Origin of the sequence: Hoylesella buccalis ATCC 35310 (genome assembly GCF_000177075.1) — a bacterium.
Lineage (GTDB): Bacteria > Bacteroidota > Bacteroidia > Bacteroidales > Bacteroidaceae > Prevotella > Prevotella buccalis.
Map to the genome: position 1 here is coordinate 16,437 of NZ_ADEG01000090.1, position 15,603 is coordinate 32,039.

General features: G+C 43.0%; 12 protein-coding genes. 4 read left to right on the top strand and 8 right to left on the bottom strand.

Annotation, left to right across the window (positions count from 1 at the left end):
* Positions 1–60: 60 nt before the first annotated feature.
* From serC to HMPREF0650_RS09640, 7 genes are all read right to left on the bottom strand, one after another.
* Positions 61–1,128 (bottom strand): 3-phosphoserine/phosphohydroxythreonine transaminase, encoded by a 1,068-nt coding sequence (gene serC / locus HMPREF0650_RS09610; protein WP_004350411.1) that lies wholly within the window; start codon positions 1,126–1,128, stop codon positions 61–63.
* A 113-nt stretch (positions 1,129–1,241) separates the two neighbouring features.
* Entirely contained in the window at positions 1,242–2,561 is a 1,320-nt protein-coding gene (locus HMPREF0650_RS09615; RefSeq protein ID WP_004350412.1) for a DEAD/DEAH box helicase, read from the bottom strand.
* 2 nt (positions 2,562–2,563) lie between these two features.
* Positions 2,564–3,772, bottom strand: a complete 1,209-nt coding sequence (locus HMPREF0650_RS09620) for a tetratricopeptide repeat protein (RefSeq protein ID WP_004350413.1) — start codon at positions 3,770–3,772, stop codon at positions 2,564–2,566.
* A 259-nt stretch (positions 3,773–4,031) separates the two neighbouring features.
* Positions 4,032–5,258 (bottom strand): tetratricopeptide repeat protein, encoded by a 1,227-nt coding sequence (locus tag HMPREF0650_RS09625; protein ID WP_040563108.1) that lies wholly within the window; start codon positions 5,256–5,258, stop codon positions 4,032–4,034.
* Positions 5,259–5,285: 27 nt separating this feature from the next.
* Entirely contained in the window at positions 5,286–7,895 is a 2,610-nt protein-coding gene (gene gyrA, locus HMPREF0650_RS09630) for a DNA gyrase subunit A (RefSeq protein ID WP_040563110.1), read from the bottom strand.
* A 407-nt stretch (positions 7,896–8,302) separates the two neighbouring features.
* Entirely contained in the window at positions 8,303–8,788 is a 486-nt protein-coding gene (locus tag HMPREF0650_RS09635) for a PaaI family thioesterase (RefSeq protein WP_004350424.1), read from the bottom strand.
* Between the two features lie 106 nt (positions 8,789–8,894).
* Positions 8,895–11,402 (bottom strand): DUF5686 family protein, encoded by a 2,508-nt coding sequence (locus HMPREF0650_RS09640; RefSeq protein WP_155813627.1) that lies wholly within the window; start codon positions 11,400–11,402, stop codon positions 8,895–8,897.
* A gap of 232 nt (positions 11,403–11,634) precedes the next feature.
* Between HMPREF0650_RS09640 and HMPREF0650_RS09645 the strand changes: the two genes are divergently transcribed.
* From HMPREF0650_RS09645 to HMPREF0650_RS09660, 4 genes are read left to right on the top strand one after another with little or no spacing between them, the layout of a single operon-like run.
* Positions 11,635–12,105, top strand: coding sequence for a phosphatidylglycerophosphatase A family protein (locus tag HMPREF0650_RS09645; RefSeq protein ID WP_004350429.1), 471 nt, complete (start codon positions 11,635–11,637; stop codon positions 12,103–12,105).
* On the top strand, positions 12,093–12,593 hold the full coding sequence (locus HMPREF0650_RS09650) for a GtrA family protein (RefSeq protein ID WP_004350431.1): 501 nt from the start codon (positions 12,093–12,095) through the stop codon (positions 12,591–12,593). The genes HMPREF0650_RS09645 and HMPREF0650_RS09650 overlap by 13 nt, the downstream gene beginning before the upstream one ends.
* A 5-nt stretch (positions 12,594–12,598) precedes the next feature.
* A complete protein-coding gene (locus tag HMPREF0650_RS09655) occupies positions 12,599–13,237 on the top strand; it encodes a CDP-alcohol phosphatidyltransferase family protein (protein WP_040563143.1) in 639 nt (212 codons plus the stop codon).
* Positions 13,238–14,068: a phosphatase PAP2 family protein gene (locus HMPREF0650_RS09660; protein ID WP_004350437.1), complete on the top strand. Its 831-nt coding sequence runs from the start codon at positions 13,238–13,240 to the stop codon at positions 14,066–14,068.
* 242 nt (positions 14,069–14,310) lie between these two features.
* On the opposite strand, the gene HMPREF0650_RS09665 is transcribed toward HMPREF0650_RS09660, so the two are convergent.
* Positions 14,311–15,267: a helix-turn-helix transcriptional regulator gene (locus HMPREF0650_RS09665; protein ID WP_040563113.1), complete on the bottom strand. Its 957-nt coding sequence runs from the start codon at positions 15,265–15,267 to the stop codon at positions 14,311–14,313.
* Positions 15,268–15,603 lie beyond the last annotated feature (336 nt).

Sequence of the window (15,603 nt, forward strand, 5' to 3'; positions counted from 1 at the left end):
GCCTAATTTCCTTATTTTAGCCTATTCGTAAATCATAACTAGTGTGTAGTTTGTAATTGATTAATGTTTGTCTTCGAATTCCTTCATGCAAGCGATCAGCTCTTTCACACCATCAACACTCATAGCGTTGTAGCAACTTGCACGGAAACCTCCAACAGAACGGTGTCCCTTGATACCAACCATACCACGTTCGGTAGCGAACTCGAAGAATGGTTTTTCAAGATCCTTGTATTCATCATTCATGATAAAGCAGATGTTCATCAATGAGCGATCCTCTTCAGCAACAGTACCCTTGAACAGTTTGTTTCTGTCGATTTCAGCATACAACAAGTCTGCTCTTTCGTGAGCCAACTTATCCATAGCTTCTACACCGCCGTTCTTTTTAATCCAACGTAAGGTTTCAAGAGCTGAATAGATAGGAACAACAGGAGGAGTGTTAAACATAGAACCTTTCTCGATGTGTGTGCGATAATCCAACATCGTTGGTATTTCACGTCCGGTCTTGCCCAGCATGTCTTCCTTAACAATAACGAATGTAACACCGGCCATAGCCAAGTTCTTCTGTGCTCCACCGTAGATACATGCATATTTAGCAACATCAATTGGACGACTAAATATATCTGATGACATATCTGCAATGAGTGGCATCTTTACATCCAAGTCTTTGCGAATCTCTGTACCGTAGATGGTGTTGTTAGAAGTAATGTGGAAATAATCACAATCTTCAGGTACGCTCCATCCTTTAGGAAGATAAGAATAGTTCTTGTCTGCAGAAGAAGCTACTTCTACTACTTCTCCGAAGAACTTTGCTTCTTTCAAAGCTTTCTTAGCCCATGTACCTGTGTTCAGGTAGGCAGCCTTCTTCACAAAGAAGTTGTTAGGAACCATGTGGAACTGCAAAGATGCACCACCACCTAAGAAGATAACTGCATAGCCTTCTGGTATCTGCAACAACTCTTTAATCAAAGCTACAGCCTCGTCAACAACAGGCTGAAAGTCTTTTGCACGGTGGCTAATCTCCATCAGAGAGAGTCCACTACCATTAAAATCAAGAATTTGTTTCGCTGTGTTTTCAATCACCTCACGAGGGAGGATTGATGGACCTGCATTAAAATTGTACTTTTTCATATTAATTGATTAGTTAGTAGAAATAAATGTTTGTCTTATTTGGGGGCTAATTTACGACATTAGTCTGAAAGAAAAAAATATTAATGCATTTTTTTTGCGCAAAGCCTCTTTTTTTATAAAACTGGCTCTACCAAAGTCTTTATTCCCTTGATTTTTTCACCTTTGGACAGCTGGAGAACTTGTTGCAACTTATTTCGAACCACGGCCACGTATACATAATAGTCTTTAACATCGATACGTCCGATTTCTGTTGATTTCAAACCGCATTTCTTACACAAGAATCCCACGACATCCATCTTACTGATTTTATTTTTCTTTCCTTTTCCGATGTACAATGTAGCCATTTTTGGTTCCATGGGAACTGATGGAATTTGTTCTGGAAAGTCAAAGTTCGTGATGTCAGAAGAGATAAACTCTGGAATGCTCTCTGTTGGTCCAATGATGAGAAAGCTTTTTCCTTTTTTGTCCCATCGGGCCGTTCTTCCTATTCGGTGTATGTAGCCATCTTCATGTTCAGACAAATGATAATGAACGATATTACTTACATCGGGAATGTCAAGTCCACGAGAAGCCAAGTCGGTACTGACTAAGACATTGACGGAACCATTAGAAAATTGATAGAGTGAATCTTCACGCTGTTTTTGGTCAAGACCACCATGGAAGACCGTAGATGAAAATCTATGTTCCTGCAAGTATTTATGAATTCGCTCGGCACTATCTCGGTAATTGACAAAGACGATACTACTTTGATTGTCAAAAGTGAGCAACAACTTGGATAAGGTCTCCAATTTATCTTTGTCAGGACTGGATACAGCAAAGATTTGAATCTGCTTTGTGGCATTAACTTCATCCAAATAATCCAAACGCTGTAGACGGTTTACATTGACAAATTCAGGGATGGAGTCGGCATCTGTTGCCGATAGGAGAATTCGTTGCTTGATTGCATGCAGTTGTGTCAACACCTCCTTCATTTCATCCTGGAATCCCATTTCAAGACATTTGTCGAACTCGTCTATCACGACATATTGTGTGTTATCTGTGACAATGTTTCCTTTGCTAAGATGATCGTTGAGTCGGCCTGGTGTGGCAAATATGATTTGGGGTTGAATCTGTTTCAACTGTTTGTGCTCATCCATAGCTGGCCGACCACCATAACAAGCGTAAGAACGTACGGGCGTAGACAAAGCTTTCAAGATACTTGATGATTGGAGAGCCAACTCTCTGTTTGGTACGATGACCACCGCTTGCAACGCATCGCGTGATACCTCTATTTTTTGTATCAACGGCAGTAAATAAGCCAATGTTTTACCCGATCCCGTAGGAGACAAGATGACAACATCAGCCTGCTCACTCAGTATGAGCCAAGATGCCTCTTGCTGCATGGGGCTTAATTCATCTATTCCCAGCTTGTTTAAATTCATGTTGACACTCATGGTCACCCCTTCTTTGCGTTTATTATTTTATCAATCTCATCAAACTCTTTACCCATATTCAGATTTAGGTAAATAGTATAGAGCGGAAGGCTCCAACGATCTTTCATGTTAGGAGCCAGTTGTCGGTATCGTTCGAGATAGGGCAAAGCCTTGCGATAATCATTCAGAATCATTTGTCTATGTTGTTTAGACACCTGTGTTTCTTTGTCCAAAATGACGGCCTGATTAAAATAGGCCAGCCCCGCATTCAAATAAGGTTCCATCATGCTATCGTTCTCTGCAATCAATCCATCACATATTTCTATACATTCGTCATATTGTCCCGTATTCAGCAAAACGGTACTTTTTGCAAAGCGATAAATCTGATTGGTGCTGTCGACCGATAGTGCTTGGTTAATGACGTGTAGTGCTTGATCGAAGCTATGATTCTGCACATAATAGTCTACCAGCCGTGGGAAGAAGAACGGAAAGTCAGGATGTGATGAGAATCCTTCTTCCAATGTCTTTAAGTACAAGGTAGTATCGTTCATTTCCTTATACGTTTGCGCCAAATATTGTAGCATGTAAACGTAGTGAGTTGTATCCTTCAATGCCAGTGGAGTGTGTTTCAAGGTTGCTTGGTGGTTCTTGAGCTTGTATGCATTGTAGGCCGCCCAATAGGAAGCCTCGGGTATCAACTTGTCACGTTTCATGTAATCATACTTTTTGAATAAAGGATGATATGCGCAATTAATGTATGCGTCATACATATCATAAGCTTCTTGATACTTATGCTTCAGCATGAAATAGGCTCCACCATTGAAAAGATTGGGTCTGATTTGATTTAAGAACTGGGCATGTTCATCTCTGTATTCTATTTTGATGACTCCATTTTTGTTGGGAGTCGCATCAACAGAGTCAAACGCTTGCAAAACATCAAACATTCTCTTTCCCAATGAAAATAACTTAGCCGTATCGTACTTTTGCTTTAAATACAGCTTTTCATTTCCCTGTTCATATTGCTTTTTAACAGCTTCGAACAGTGTTATCCATATTTTCTTATTATTTCTGTTCGTGGAGTCTTTCAACAAATTACTCATGGAATTCTCTGCTTTATCCAGATTATTACCATGTTTAATCCATTGTTTAGCCTGGGATATTTCTTTTCTCTGTGCTTGTACTGAACAAACAACGATGATAAGTAGAAGGAAAATATGTATCAATCTTTTCATGTTAATCAACTATTATAAATTAATCAGTGCTTTTAAGAATCTCTCTAGTGAGATGATGTATTCAGCAAAGGTGATGAATAATTTCTGAATATTGAACTCTTTCTTCTGCAAATATACGGAAAAAGTTAATATCCTCTACATTTATTACAATAAACTTAACATTATTTGCAAAGGGATAAATAAAGTTTTGCTATCATATAAAAACGTGGAGGATATACCTCACGATACATCCTCCACGTTAAGATTATTAATAGTATTATCATTTATTCAAATTCTCCATTTCCTTCGTTCTACTGTCTTCAGCACCATAGAGCGAATAATAGCATTGATAAAGAGGATAGCTCCAGTTTGCACGACTCTTATCTGGATCAAGGTCACGAGCTTTTTCCAGATAGCCAACTGATTCTGTATAAAGTTTCTTTTGCTCAGCAGCATTATTCAAAGCCTGCGCCTTTGAATTAATACAGAACCCAAGATAGGTGTATACCAGTGGGTCCTTGTCGTTCACAGATACCGCTTTCTTATAGCCTTCAATAGCTTCATCCCACTGACCAGCATTCATTGCAATTTGAGCTTTCATGGCCAAAGCACTGAAATTATTAGGATCTTCTTGCAGTTTAGAAGCAACCAATTTGTTCAACTCTTCTTTGTTGTCCATGCTGTTATACATGGCACTTAATGCGCTGAACACTTGCTCATTACCCTTCTCATTCACATACAATTCTTTCAAACTTTCAATAGCTTTCAACGAGTCTGATTTAGATGTGAGCCCTTGTGTAATGAGATACGACTTCAAGTTCAATGCCTCCTTATGCACATCTTTTGCTGTATCCTGCAAGGCTACATCTGCATATTGATTCGCCAAATCAACCTTCTTATCCTGAAAAGCATAGACAGCTGCTACACGCGCCACCTCTCCAAGATATTGATCATAAGCAGGTTTGTTAGCAACATCCTTAAACAAATTGGCTTGAGACGAAGATACATACAAACCAAAGTTTTTCAAAGCTCCTTGCTGATCGTTCTTTGTACCCGCGTCCTGTCCTGCATTAATCAACTGTGGGCGTAAGTTGTACAAACGATTTTGATTGTCCTTGTGAAACTTAGGTTTTACCTTACCTTTCGCATTGGGCATCATATCGTATTTGTCTGCTTCAATACCAGCATTTATGGCATGGTAAAGTGCATCATAATATCCCACCGTATCATACTGTTGCTGTTCACCCTGCTTGAGCTGTTGACTAAGCATATTCTTCTCAATGATAGCCTGCTCCTTATTCACTTTTTGCATAGCAAGGTCGACTAGCTTATTATAAGCTTTTGCTTTTTCTTCATTGTTTGCTAATTGTGACAAATTTGACTTGACCAAATTCTCTGCTTCAACAAATGTTTTTGCAGACAGGATAGCCTTTAACGCGTCACTGTCACCGGCAAAAGACGTTGAGGCACCCAGTGCCATCAAAGCCATCAACATTAATTTTTTCATAATTTCGTTATTTTTAAAGGTTTATTTTTATTCGTTAGGCTCCAACTCGTCATCAAAATCTACCAATGGAGCCTCTTCAGCAGTTGACTTGTCTGTCCCAGAGTTCATGGTATCCTCGCCCTCTCTATCGGGCTGATCCAATTCCTCTTTATTATCCTCTTCCAAGGATGCTTCCAGTTCTGAGCTCATGGTCTTGCAAACACTGGCGATGACATCATTCTTCTTTGACAGATTAATCAATCGTACACCTTGTGTAGCACGGCCCATCACACGACATTCTGAAACAGCCAATCTAATGGTGATACCACTCTTATTGATAATCATCAGGTCGTTGTCATCGGTTACGTTCTTAATCGCAACCAGACGTCCTGTCTTATCAGTAATACTCAGTGTCTTGACACCTTTACCGCCACGATTGGTCTTTCTGTAATCCTCTACCAAAGAACGCTTGCCATAACCGTTTTCACTGACAACCATGACCGTCTCGTTTACAGGATCATTCACAACAATCATGCCAACTACAGCGTCGTCACCATCATCCAGTCGCATACCGCGCACACCTGTTGCGGTGCGTCCCATGGTACGAACGGTGTTTTCATCGAAACGCACTGCCCTACCATTACGGTTAGCCATGATGAGTTCGTTTTCACCATTGGTCAATCTCACATCAACCACTTCGTCACCTTCTGCAATGTTGATGGCGATGACACCATTGGTTCGTGGACGAGAATAAGCCTCAAGGCTTGTTTTCTTCACGGTACCGTTCTTGGTTGCAAAAACGACATAGTGAGAATTGATGAACTCTTCATCATTCAAGCCACGCAAACGTAAAATTGCATTGATGGCATCGTCACTGTCGATATTGAGCAAATTCTGGATAGCACGACCCTTAGAATCCTTGGCTCCCTCTGGTATGTTATAGCACTTGAGCCAATAGCAACGTCCCTTCTTGGTGAAGAACAACATGGTTTGGTGCATGGTAGCGGGATAGATAAACTCCGTGAAGTCTTGATCACGATGTGTGGCACCCTTAGATCCAACACCACCCCTGGCTTGTTCGCGGAAGTCTGACAATGGCGTTCGCTTGATATATCCAAGATGACTTACGGTAATAACAACAGGATCATTTGGATAGAAATCCTCTGCATTGAACTCATGTTCATCAGGAATAATCTTTGTGCGGCGGTCATCACCGTATTTCTCCTTCACCTCGTTCAGCTCATCTTTCATCACCTTCTTGCAAAGTTCGGGATCAGAAAGAATGTTTTCCAGATAAGCGATGAGTTTTTCCAACTCATCATATTCAGCATGCAACTGATCCATGCGAAGTCCTGTCAACTGAGACAGGCGCATGTCAACAATGGCTTTACTCTGCAGATTGTCCAGGTCAAACCGCTTTTCCAAATTGGTTTGAGCTTCCGAAGGTGTTTTACTTCCACGGATGATGTGAACCACTTCGTCAATGTTGTCGCATGCAATAATCAAGCCTTCCAAGATATGGGCGCGTTCTTGTGCTTTCTTTAGCTCAAACTTGGTCCTGCGGATGGTTACATCATGACGATGCTCCACAAAGTACTTCACACATTCTTTCAAGCTCAACAAGCGTGGACGACCTTTCACCAGGGCGATGTTGTTAACCGAGAACGAACTTTGCAAAGCCGTCATCTTAAACAATTTGTTTAAAATGACATTGGCATTGGCATCCCGCTTGATGTCAATAACAATACGCATTCCCTGCCGACCCGACTCATCATTAACGTTTGAGATACCGTCCAGCTTACCCTCTTTCACAAGAGCAGCTATATATTCGATGAGTTGTTGTTTGTTAACGCCGTATGGAATCTCTGTGACAACAATCTTATCATGGCTCTCATCACTTTCAATTTCAGCTTTTGCTCTGATGATAATACGTCCACGACCGGTTTCGTAGGCATCTTTCACGCCCTGCAATCCATAGATATAAGCCCCTGTCGGGAAGTCAGGAGCCTGGATGTGTTTCATCAGTTCGTCCAGCTCAATTTCAGGGTTGTCAATATATGCGCAACAACCTTCAATCACTTCACGAAGATTATGAGTTGGCATGTTTGTAGCCATACCCACAGCAATACCATTTCCACCGTTTACAAGCAGGTTTGGTATTCTGGTCGGCATGACCGTTGGCTCCTGCAAAGTGTCATCAAAGTTGTTGGCCATGTCCACGGTATCCTTATCCAGGTCATCCATGACATGCTCACCCATCTTTGACAATCTACATTCGGTATAACGCATGGCAGCGGCAGAGTCACCGTCAACACTACCAAAGTTACCTTGCCCGTCTACAAGCGTGTAGCGCATGTTCCAATCTTGTGCCAAACGTACCAAGGCACCATACACAGAACTGTCGCCATGAGGATGGTACTTACCAAGTACCTCACCTACTACACGAGCACATTTCTTATAAGGCTTATCACTCGTATTGCTAATACCCAGCATACCGTATAAGATACGACGGTGCACAGGTTTGAAACCATCTCGTACATCAGGAAGGGCACGAGCCACAATCACAGACATCGAATAATCGATGTATGACGACTTCATTTCTTCCTCAATGTTAATCTTCATGATCCTGTCATGATCAATTGTCTGATTTTCGTCCATTCAATCGTTAGTATAAATATAATGTTAAATTCCGTCTAAAATCGTCTATAAGCGCATTTAATTTCGCTCTGTGACGTTTTGCCTATTTATTTCAACATGCTAAAGTACAACTTTTTTCCGAATAAGAAAGGCTTTAAACGATAAAAAACGCAAAATTAAGCTATATTGAGTATATTGGTGAAAGTGGAGTGATAGCCATCGTCTTCAAACCAATCGAGAAGCAACCTACTGTGAATTCCCTGCCAGCAACGATGCTGGCTGTTTTTCAATCCTGGCTTTTCTTTGTGACATCAACAAGCCTACTGGTCTGTTAAAGAAGAAGGTAATAGCGAACAATCAAAGATTTCTATATATAATACTTCTTTTTAGATTTATAAGGATAAACTGTTCTGGTTATGACTTACAAGTTACATGGAGAGCAGTTGTTCGTCTTCCAATTCACAACCACGGAAGCCCATTTCTTTGGCTCGTTTTTCATCGAATACAGAATAAACAGCCGACCCTTCAACACATAGTTCGCCCTGCCCATTCTCGATGGTTGCATCGATGAACACCAGGTTGCGCCGACGCTCTCGTATGTGGGCACGTATGGTCAATTGTGGTTCTGTCGTGGCAACCGGCTGTTTATAGCGCACTTCCAACTTGCTGGTCATGCCGGTGGATTGTAGTTTTCGGATGACCACCCACCCCGCTATCTCATCGATGAGCGTACTAAGAATGCCCCCATGGATGGTTCCTACCCACCCTTGGCCATGTGTTTGTGGATTCCAAAAGGAGATGATGTCGTCGCCATCCTCATAAAACTCCATCTTCAACCCCATCTCATTGTCTGGGCAACAACCATAGCAGTTGTACTTCTCCACTCCTATCCAGGGATTCTTTATTTTTCTCATGTTACAATATTCTATCTCTTCTTATTAGTTATCTCATGGTTATCAATTAATGAGTGCCTCATCTGCGGGCACTCATTCTAATGCAATAGCGTGACATTGCATCCACTTAGAAGGTCATCATAACGCTGAACCTCACTCCGTTCTTTTTAGTATTGGGATGTCCATTGTAATTGATACGATGAACAAAGTCTACACCAAAGAATTTGAAAATGTTGTGAACACCTGCCACAATCTCCATATAGGGCACTTTCTTGTCCATGACGTACGCCCCTTCTGGGAAAGCAAACAGGATGTCATCGGCCTGATTGCGCTGCAAAAAGGGATTATTCTTGTCTGTCAGAGTGCCAAACATGCCCTTAAAAGCTATATATTCACGCCACTTCAGTCGTTTGATGAGAGGAATACGATTCAGCAGTTTACCATTTATGTCCCATGACAAAGACCAGAACGCATATCTGTCTGTCAGAAATTCCATGTTGCGCATCATGGAGAATGTCTCGGGGTGTTCAAAATAGGAAAGGTTCACCGGTGGCATAATCAACAAAGGGAACGGCACCTTGTCCCACTGTGCGCCCAGGTTGACATATCCATTCAGATAACCCCAACTGCCCAGCCATTGCCGCTTGTAAACCCCAACTTCCGTAAAATTCATCGTATATTGTCCACCCAGGAAGTTTTTCAATCCCATGGTATGGCTTACTTTGAACTCAGGACTATCCAAGTTAATGGGCACTCTTTTCTGTTTAGTGTTCAAGAATGTCTGTCCAGGACAATAGCGCAAGCCAAATTGTAACTCCGTGGTTCTTATCTTGAAAATCTCTTGACGATCGCTCATGCGCATGAAGTGCAAGTCACCCGCCACCTCATTGCTCTCGGCTTTGACAGACGTGTTGACACTGAATCCCCAATCTGTTTCATAAATAAACGATAATTTCTGCCGGTTGTAGAAATACATCTGTTCTACCTTCTGCGTCTTAATGGCCATAAAGGCATTGTCTTTATTGTGTATCAAAAACTTATCGGCTGGCGACATCACGTCATAAGCGGTCTCAAAGACCAGATTACGTTGTGGAAACTCAAACGGCGAGTTCTTCTTTTTGTTCAAGGCATAGGTCACCTCTGAACCGTAATAGGTTTTCTGCGACCGTGTTCCGTATGCCACATAGCCATTCCAGAACAGATGCGGATTGAGTGCAGCCATCGTTCTACCGCTGATCCGGAAGCGCAAACCATCCACAAAGTTGCTCGATACAAGCGTGTTGATAGGGCCGAAGTCGAACTTGCTCTTGCGTTGGCTGCTGCCTGTCTCCACATAATTTTCAACAAGTGCTTTGATGCCCACCAACAACCATTTGAAGTTCTTCGATTGTTCCATACGATGCACGAAAGCATCCATAGACGATTCACCCTTCGTCAATTCAACCGCACGATATTGATTCCAGAAATCCTCATCCCGAACCATGGCATCGGCTTCATGCCGCACTTTGGCCCTACCCTTGAATATCTTGTTGGGCAATTCGTCAAAAGCATAGTCGCTCATGCGGGTATTACGCACAACCAGTACTTTGGAAAGAAAACTCGTTAGTGACAATTCAGCCCACATGTCATCCTTGGTCAGCACCCACTCACCGTTATCGAGCTTGGTGTATTCTTGGTCTACGTGCAGGTCTTCGACAAAATTGACATCACTTTTCTTCGGTATGGTCAACTTACATTTCTTCACATGCAATGTCGAATCGGCCAGAACATACAGCTCTCCGCGGAAGCCAAAGTCTTGCTGGTTATTGGGAATAAACTGTAGATGATAGCACAAGTCACGATTTACATAAACCGTGTCTTCGATGTAATAGCGATAAAAAGAGATGGCCGTACGCCCGATAGGACTCACGAAAGGATACTGAAGCAGCCGAACATAGTCGTCGTAGATATCAACGTTCGTAAAAACATCTTTCATGATCACGTTCAAGGCTTCACCTGTTTGCAAAATCTTATTGACACCCTGACTTTGATGCCCTTTGATGATATTTTTCTCCGACTTCGGCTCTTTGCGGTAGATGTGCTGCGTTACCGTTTCGTCTACAGAAACGGGAAGCACTAATTTGTTGTTATAGCTGCTGGTTTCAATCTGGTCCAACATCCACTGCGACTTACTCAGTCTGCCACTTTCCAAATCCTCTGGCTTGATGTCACTCAAAGACAACGTAAGCTTTTGATACTTGTTATACTGGTAGTAAGGATGATTATCCAGATGATTTTTCTTCTTGGCTGCAATCACCCGCCGCATCAGTTCCACGGCAGGATTGTTTTTGCGTGAATAGCGACCACGCTTACTCTTTACCACCACCTCGTTTAGGCGTTTTGCATCTTCCTTCAAAACGATGTTCAGATGCGACCCTGTGCTGGCATCAACCTTGACAGACTGCTGCTTAAAGCCCACTGAACTGATTGTCATCACCCATCCCTCATGCCGGGCAATGCTGAATTTACCTTCTATGTCGCTGACAACAGCAACATGATGGCCTTTATACATCACGCTAGCGTATGGAATGGCATACCCATCCTCATCTACTATCACACCCGTAATCTGCGCATGAGCTACACAGACAAAAGTCATGACTATAAACAGAAAACTAAAAAATCTCTTCACCTTATTATATATAGGGTCACCTGCCGGTGCAAGTGACATCTTGTCAATATTGTAATTTCATTTAAACCCTGAGGTAGGTCAGCCCCTATAGACGGTCAGGGGCGATTTCTCTCTATCATGCAAAGATATACATAATCTTAGAATTTTAAAGAAAACTCTTTGGATATTAATATTTTTTCTATTAATTTTGCACCTACTTATGGAGCGTCCGCCGCTGTTAGCAGTTATTATTGGCACCGGTTTCGGAAGCGGATTCTGGCCATGGGGGCCAGGAACTGCAGGTGCTTTTCTGGCCACAATCCTGTGGCTGGCAATGGCGGTCACATTCAGTCCCACCACCTTATTTTTCATCACATTTGCCCTCATCGTTTTATTTACTGCTTTCGGCACCTGGGCTGCCAACGAGTTGGAACCATTTTGGGGTGAAGATCCCAAGCGAGTGGTCATTGACGAGATGATTGGTATGTGGATGCCGCTGCTGGCTGTACCTGTACAAAATGGCTGGTACATAGTAGCATCCTTCGTTCTCTTCAGATTCTTTGACATCATGAAGCCATTGGGTATTAGAACGTTGGACCGTCGTCACGGTGGTTTCTGGGTGATGGCAGACGACCTGTTGGCTGGCGTTTATAGTCTCATTATCATCCTTTTCACACAATGGGCTATATAAAAAATGCAGTCATCACCTTCGGCAAAGCGCAGATATCGGCTTGGATAGCATCATTCGTCGACTTTGCCGTCACCATCATCTTGGCGCAATTTGCTGAATTATGGTACGGCTATTCCACATTCATAGGCGCCCTCATGGGAGGAATCACCAACTGCATCATCAATTACAAATGGGTGTTCCATCCCGACTCTATCAATAAGCGTCACGTAGCAGCACGGTATATGATAGTGTGGGCGGGAAGCATTTTGCTCAACACCTTTGGCACCCTTTCTCTAACAGAAGCGACAGGTGTAAGTTTCATCATCGTGAAAGCGGCTGTCGCCATCGCCGTTGCCGTATTGTGGAACTACCAAATGCAACGACTGTTTGTGTTTAACGCAAAGCTAAGCCGACCTCTGAAGAAAATAATCAACAAGAAAAAAACAACGATAGAATTGCCGGAATCTACATCCTCCGAGGCGTTTATCCTACCTGACATAGAAAATTGAACATGATGAAATATAGAGACTATTTACAAAAACTCATTTATACCCTCATCAATCCCATCATCAAGGGAATGATTAAGATGGGAATCACGCCCAACATGGTGACAACCATCGGTTTTGTCGGCAACGTCGTCGCCGCATTCCTCTTCATCCATGCCAGTCAACTCACGCCGATATCCATGGGATTTTCATGGCTTGGCTGGGGAGGAGCCATTCTCCTTTTCTCCGGTTTGTTTGACATGATGGATGGCCAATTGGCGCGTTTGGGCAACATGTCCACTACTTTTGGCGCATTCTGGGATAGCACTTTAGACCGCTACAGCGAACTCTTCTCGCTCTTCGGCATCACGCTTTACTTGATGACCGCTTCAGGAATCTGGGCAGGTGTCATTACATTCCTGGCCCTGGTAGGTTCCATCATGGTGAGTTATGTGCGGGCCCGAGCCGAAGGTCTGGGCATTGAGTGCAAGGTGGGACTGATGCAACGTCCGGAGCGTGTCGTAGTGACGGCCTTGGCCGCCATCATCACCGGCATGACCAGCAACCTGTGGTGGCTCATCGGGGGCATGACGCTCATCGCTGTTTTGGCCAACATCACTGCTTTTTGGCGCGTGGCGCATTGTTACAAACAATTGAAAGACCGATAAGTGTTCAGTATTTACATCATCTTGTTATACATCGTGTTGGCAGCCTACAAGCCCACACGCAAATTGGCTTTGGCCTTAACCCCCTGGGCCTTGTTTGGTTGTACCTATGACGTGATGCGGCTTTACCCCAATTACATGGTCAACCCGATAGACATTCGTGACCTCTATGAGGCTGAGAAACAGCTTTTCGGCATCACGACAGCAGTCGGAACGCTCACGCCTAATGAGTTTTTCGCACAACACCACTGCACGGTAGCCGACCTTTTGGCTGGCTTTTTCTACCTCTGCTGGGTTCCTGTACCCATAGCGTTCAGTCTGTACCTTTATCTTAAGGGCGACCGCAAGCATTATCTTCACTTTTCAACGGCATTCCTTTTCGTCAATCTCGTGGGATTTGCAGGCTACTACATCCATCCCGCTGCCCCACCCTGGTATGTCATGCAATATGGATTCGAACCCCTGCTGCACACCAGTGGAAACGTTGCCGGACTGGGCAGGTTCGATGAACTCATCGGCATTCCCGTGTTCCAGTCGCTCTATGGCAAAAACGCCAACGTGTTTGCCGCCATTCCATCACTGCATGCGGCCTACATGCTTGTAACAACTATTTATGCCGTGATAAGCCGACAGCGAAAAGCGGTCATTGCCTTATTTGCCATCATCTGCATGGGCATCTGGTGGACAGCCGTGTACACCAGTCATCACTACCTCATCGACGTTGTATTGGGAATCGCTACTTGCGTTGTAGCTGTCGTGGTTTTCGAATGCCTGCTGCTCAAGGTTCCCTCCATCAGAAATACCTTTAATGGCTACATTCGTCGCATATCGTAAAATAGAGACTTACTGGTCTGAAAACAAAGTCATTGAGTTTGGCGTCCAAACACGTTGACTTTGCCTGCCAATCTCCATGCGTTTAGACACCAAAGTCATTGAGTTTGGTTAAGCGCCTCAATTCCTTGATAATTAGAGTAATACGATGATATCTATTCCTACCTTATTTCTGTCGTCGGTAGGAATTGTTTTCCACAACAACATCCTGCAACTCTGCCGGAGCGATACGTCCCACAATCCTCTTATAAGTTCACGCTGCTGATGTCAACAAGGTTGGTGACAATAGCATAAATAGTAAGGCCCGCCGGCGAATGAATTTGCAGTTTTCTGGCTATGTTGCGTCGGTGCGTGATGACTGTGTTGATAGAAATGCACAGATGTTCGGCAATCTCTTTGTTCGTCATACCCTGTACCAAACTGATAACCACTTCTTTCTCCCTATCGCTTAACGCCTCTTGGTTTTGCGGTGTTTGATTGATCATGGATGAAATCTTTACCGACACGTCATTTTTCCTTAACTGCCGCTCCAAATGACGGATGGCCGGTGTGAAGATTTCGTCCTCTACCAATGCGTGCTGCGAGAGCCATTGTTCACAATTGTAGAGGTCGTAGAGGGTGGCCGTGAGCTGATTGTTTCTCAAACCATCAGAAGGTAAATACTTGATAATGATATTCTTGAGTTCTTTCAGTTTAAGGTCTGTCTGACCATGATGTTTTGAATAAGTTTCGATATCATAGCTCTCGTTGGCCTTGTTGTTCAGCAAATCATTAACGTAAGGAAACACGTTCTTCTCTTCATAGCGCATGTGGTTTCGAATGGTGTGCGCATATTCATCGTAAATCTTGATGATGAGCCGTGCCAGATTATCATTTTCATCGAGTGCACTCTCCAATTCTTTTCGGATAAAAGGCAGTTGAAAATCAAGATAATAAGCGTGGCTGGCACTTAGGTATTTGATCAAGGTAGGTATACACAATCGCTCTACATCCTCGGTGTCACGATACCCATTAATGGTGAGGTTGACGATGGCCAAAAAAGTATAGGTGTCCACATGTTCATCTTCACAAACCTCACGAACGGTTTTATCACCAAAACCAAGGCTAATGCCAAACGACCCAAGACTTTGCAATATGCTATAATTGTCTGCGATGATAGAAATGAGCTTATCATCAGCCTCATACATCTTATGAACTTTCATTGTATTACCCTCATGATTATGTATCAGTTTGCAAAAATATAAATTATTTACGAATGGCACAATCATAATATTTAGGTATTTGATTGATGAATGCAAGAAAGAAGTACCTATTTCAGGGTTGTTTCATACCTAAATATAATGAGCCATTCTGTCACCAATCTCCTTCATCAAAATGTAGCAGCAAGAAGAATTTAACACCAACGGACGCAAGAAACAGTTATATGAAGCAACATTTGTTCGACGCATTCAAAGCAAAAGGTGTGCGCTAAGTCTTGACATACTCAAGGTTTAGCGTACACCTTTCCATGGGTGCAATCATTATTTTAAAATCAGCCG

What these genes read in the sequence shown, in the direction of transcription:
- serC (WP_004350411.1), bottom strand. Translation starts at nt 1,128, where the DNA reads ATGAAAAAGTACAATTTTAATGCAGGTCCATCAATCCTCCCTCGTGAG.
- HMPREF0650_RS09615 (WP_004350412.1), bottom strand. Translation starts at nt 2,561, where the DNA reads ATGAGTGTCAACATGAATTTAAACAAGCTGGGAATAGATGAATTAAGC.
- HMPREF0650_RS09620 (WP_004350413.1), bottom strand. Translation starts at nt 3,772, where the DNA reads ATGAAAAGATTGATACATATTTTCCTTCTACTTATCATCGTTGTTTGT.
- HMPREF0650_RS09625 (WP_040563108.1), bottom strand. Translation starts at nt 5,258, where the DNA reads ATGAAAAAATTAATGTTGATGGCTTTGATGGCACTGGGTGCCTCAACG.
- gyrA (WP_040563110.1), bottom strand. Translation starts at nt 7,895, where the DNA reads ATGGACGAAAATCAGACAATTGATCATGACAGGATCATGAAGATTAAC.
- HMPREF0650_RS09635 (WP_004350424.1), bottom strand. Translation starts at nt 8,788, where the DNA reads ATGAGAAAAATAAAGAATCCCTGGATAGGAGTGGAGAAGTACAACTGC.
- HMPREF0650_RS09640 (WP_155813627.1), bottom strand. Translation starts at nt 11,402, where the DNA reads ATGACTTTTGTCTGTGTAGCTCATGCGCAGATTACGGGTGTGATAGTA.
- HMPREF0650_RS09645 (WP_004350429.1), top strand. Translation starts at nt 11,635, where the DNA reads ATGGAGCGTCCGCCGCTGTTAGCAGTTATTATTGGCACCGGTTTCGGA.
- HMPREF0650_RS09650 (WP_004350431.1), top strand. Translation starts at nt 12,093, where the DNA reads ATGGGCTATATAAAAAATGCAGTCATCACCTTCGGCAAAGCGCAGATA.
- HMPREF0650_RS09655 (WP_040563143.1), top strand. Translation starts at nt 12,599, where the DNA reads ATGAAATATAGAGACTATTTACAAAAACTCATTTATACCCTCATCAAT.
- HMPREF0650_RS09665 (WP_040563113.1), bottom strand. Translation starts at nt 15,267, where the DNA reads ATGAAAGTTCATAAGATGTATGAGGCTGATGATAAGCTCATTTCTATC.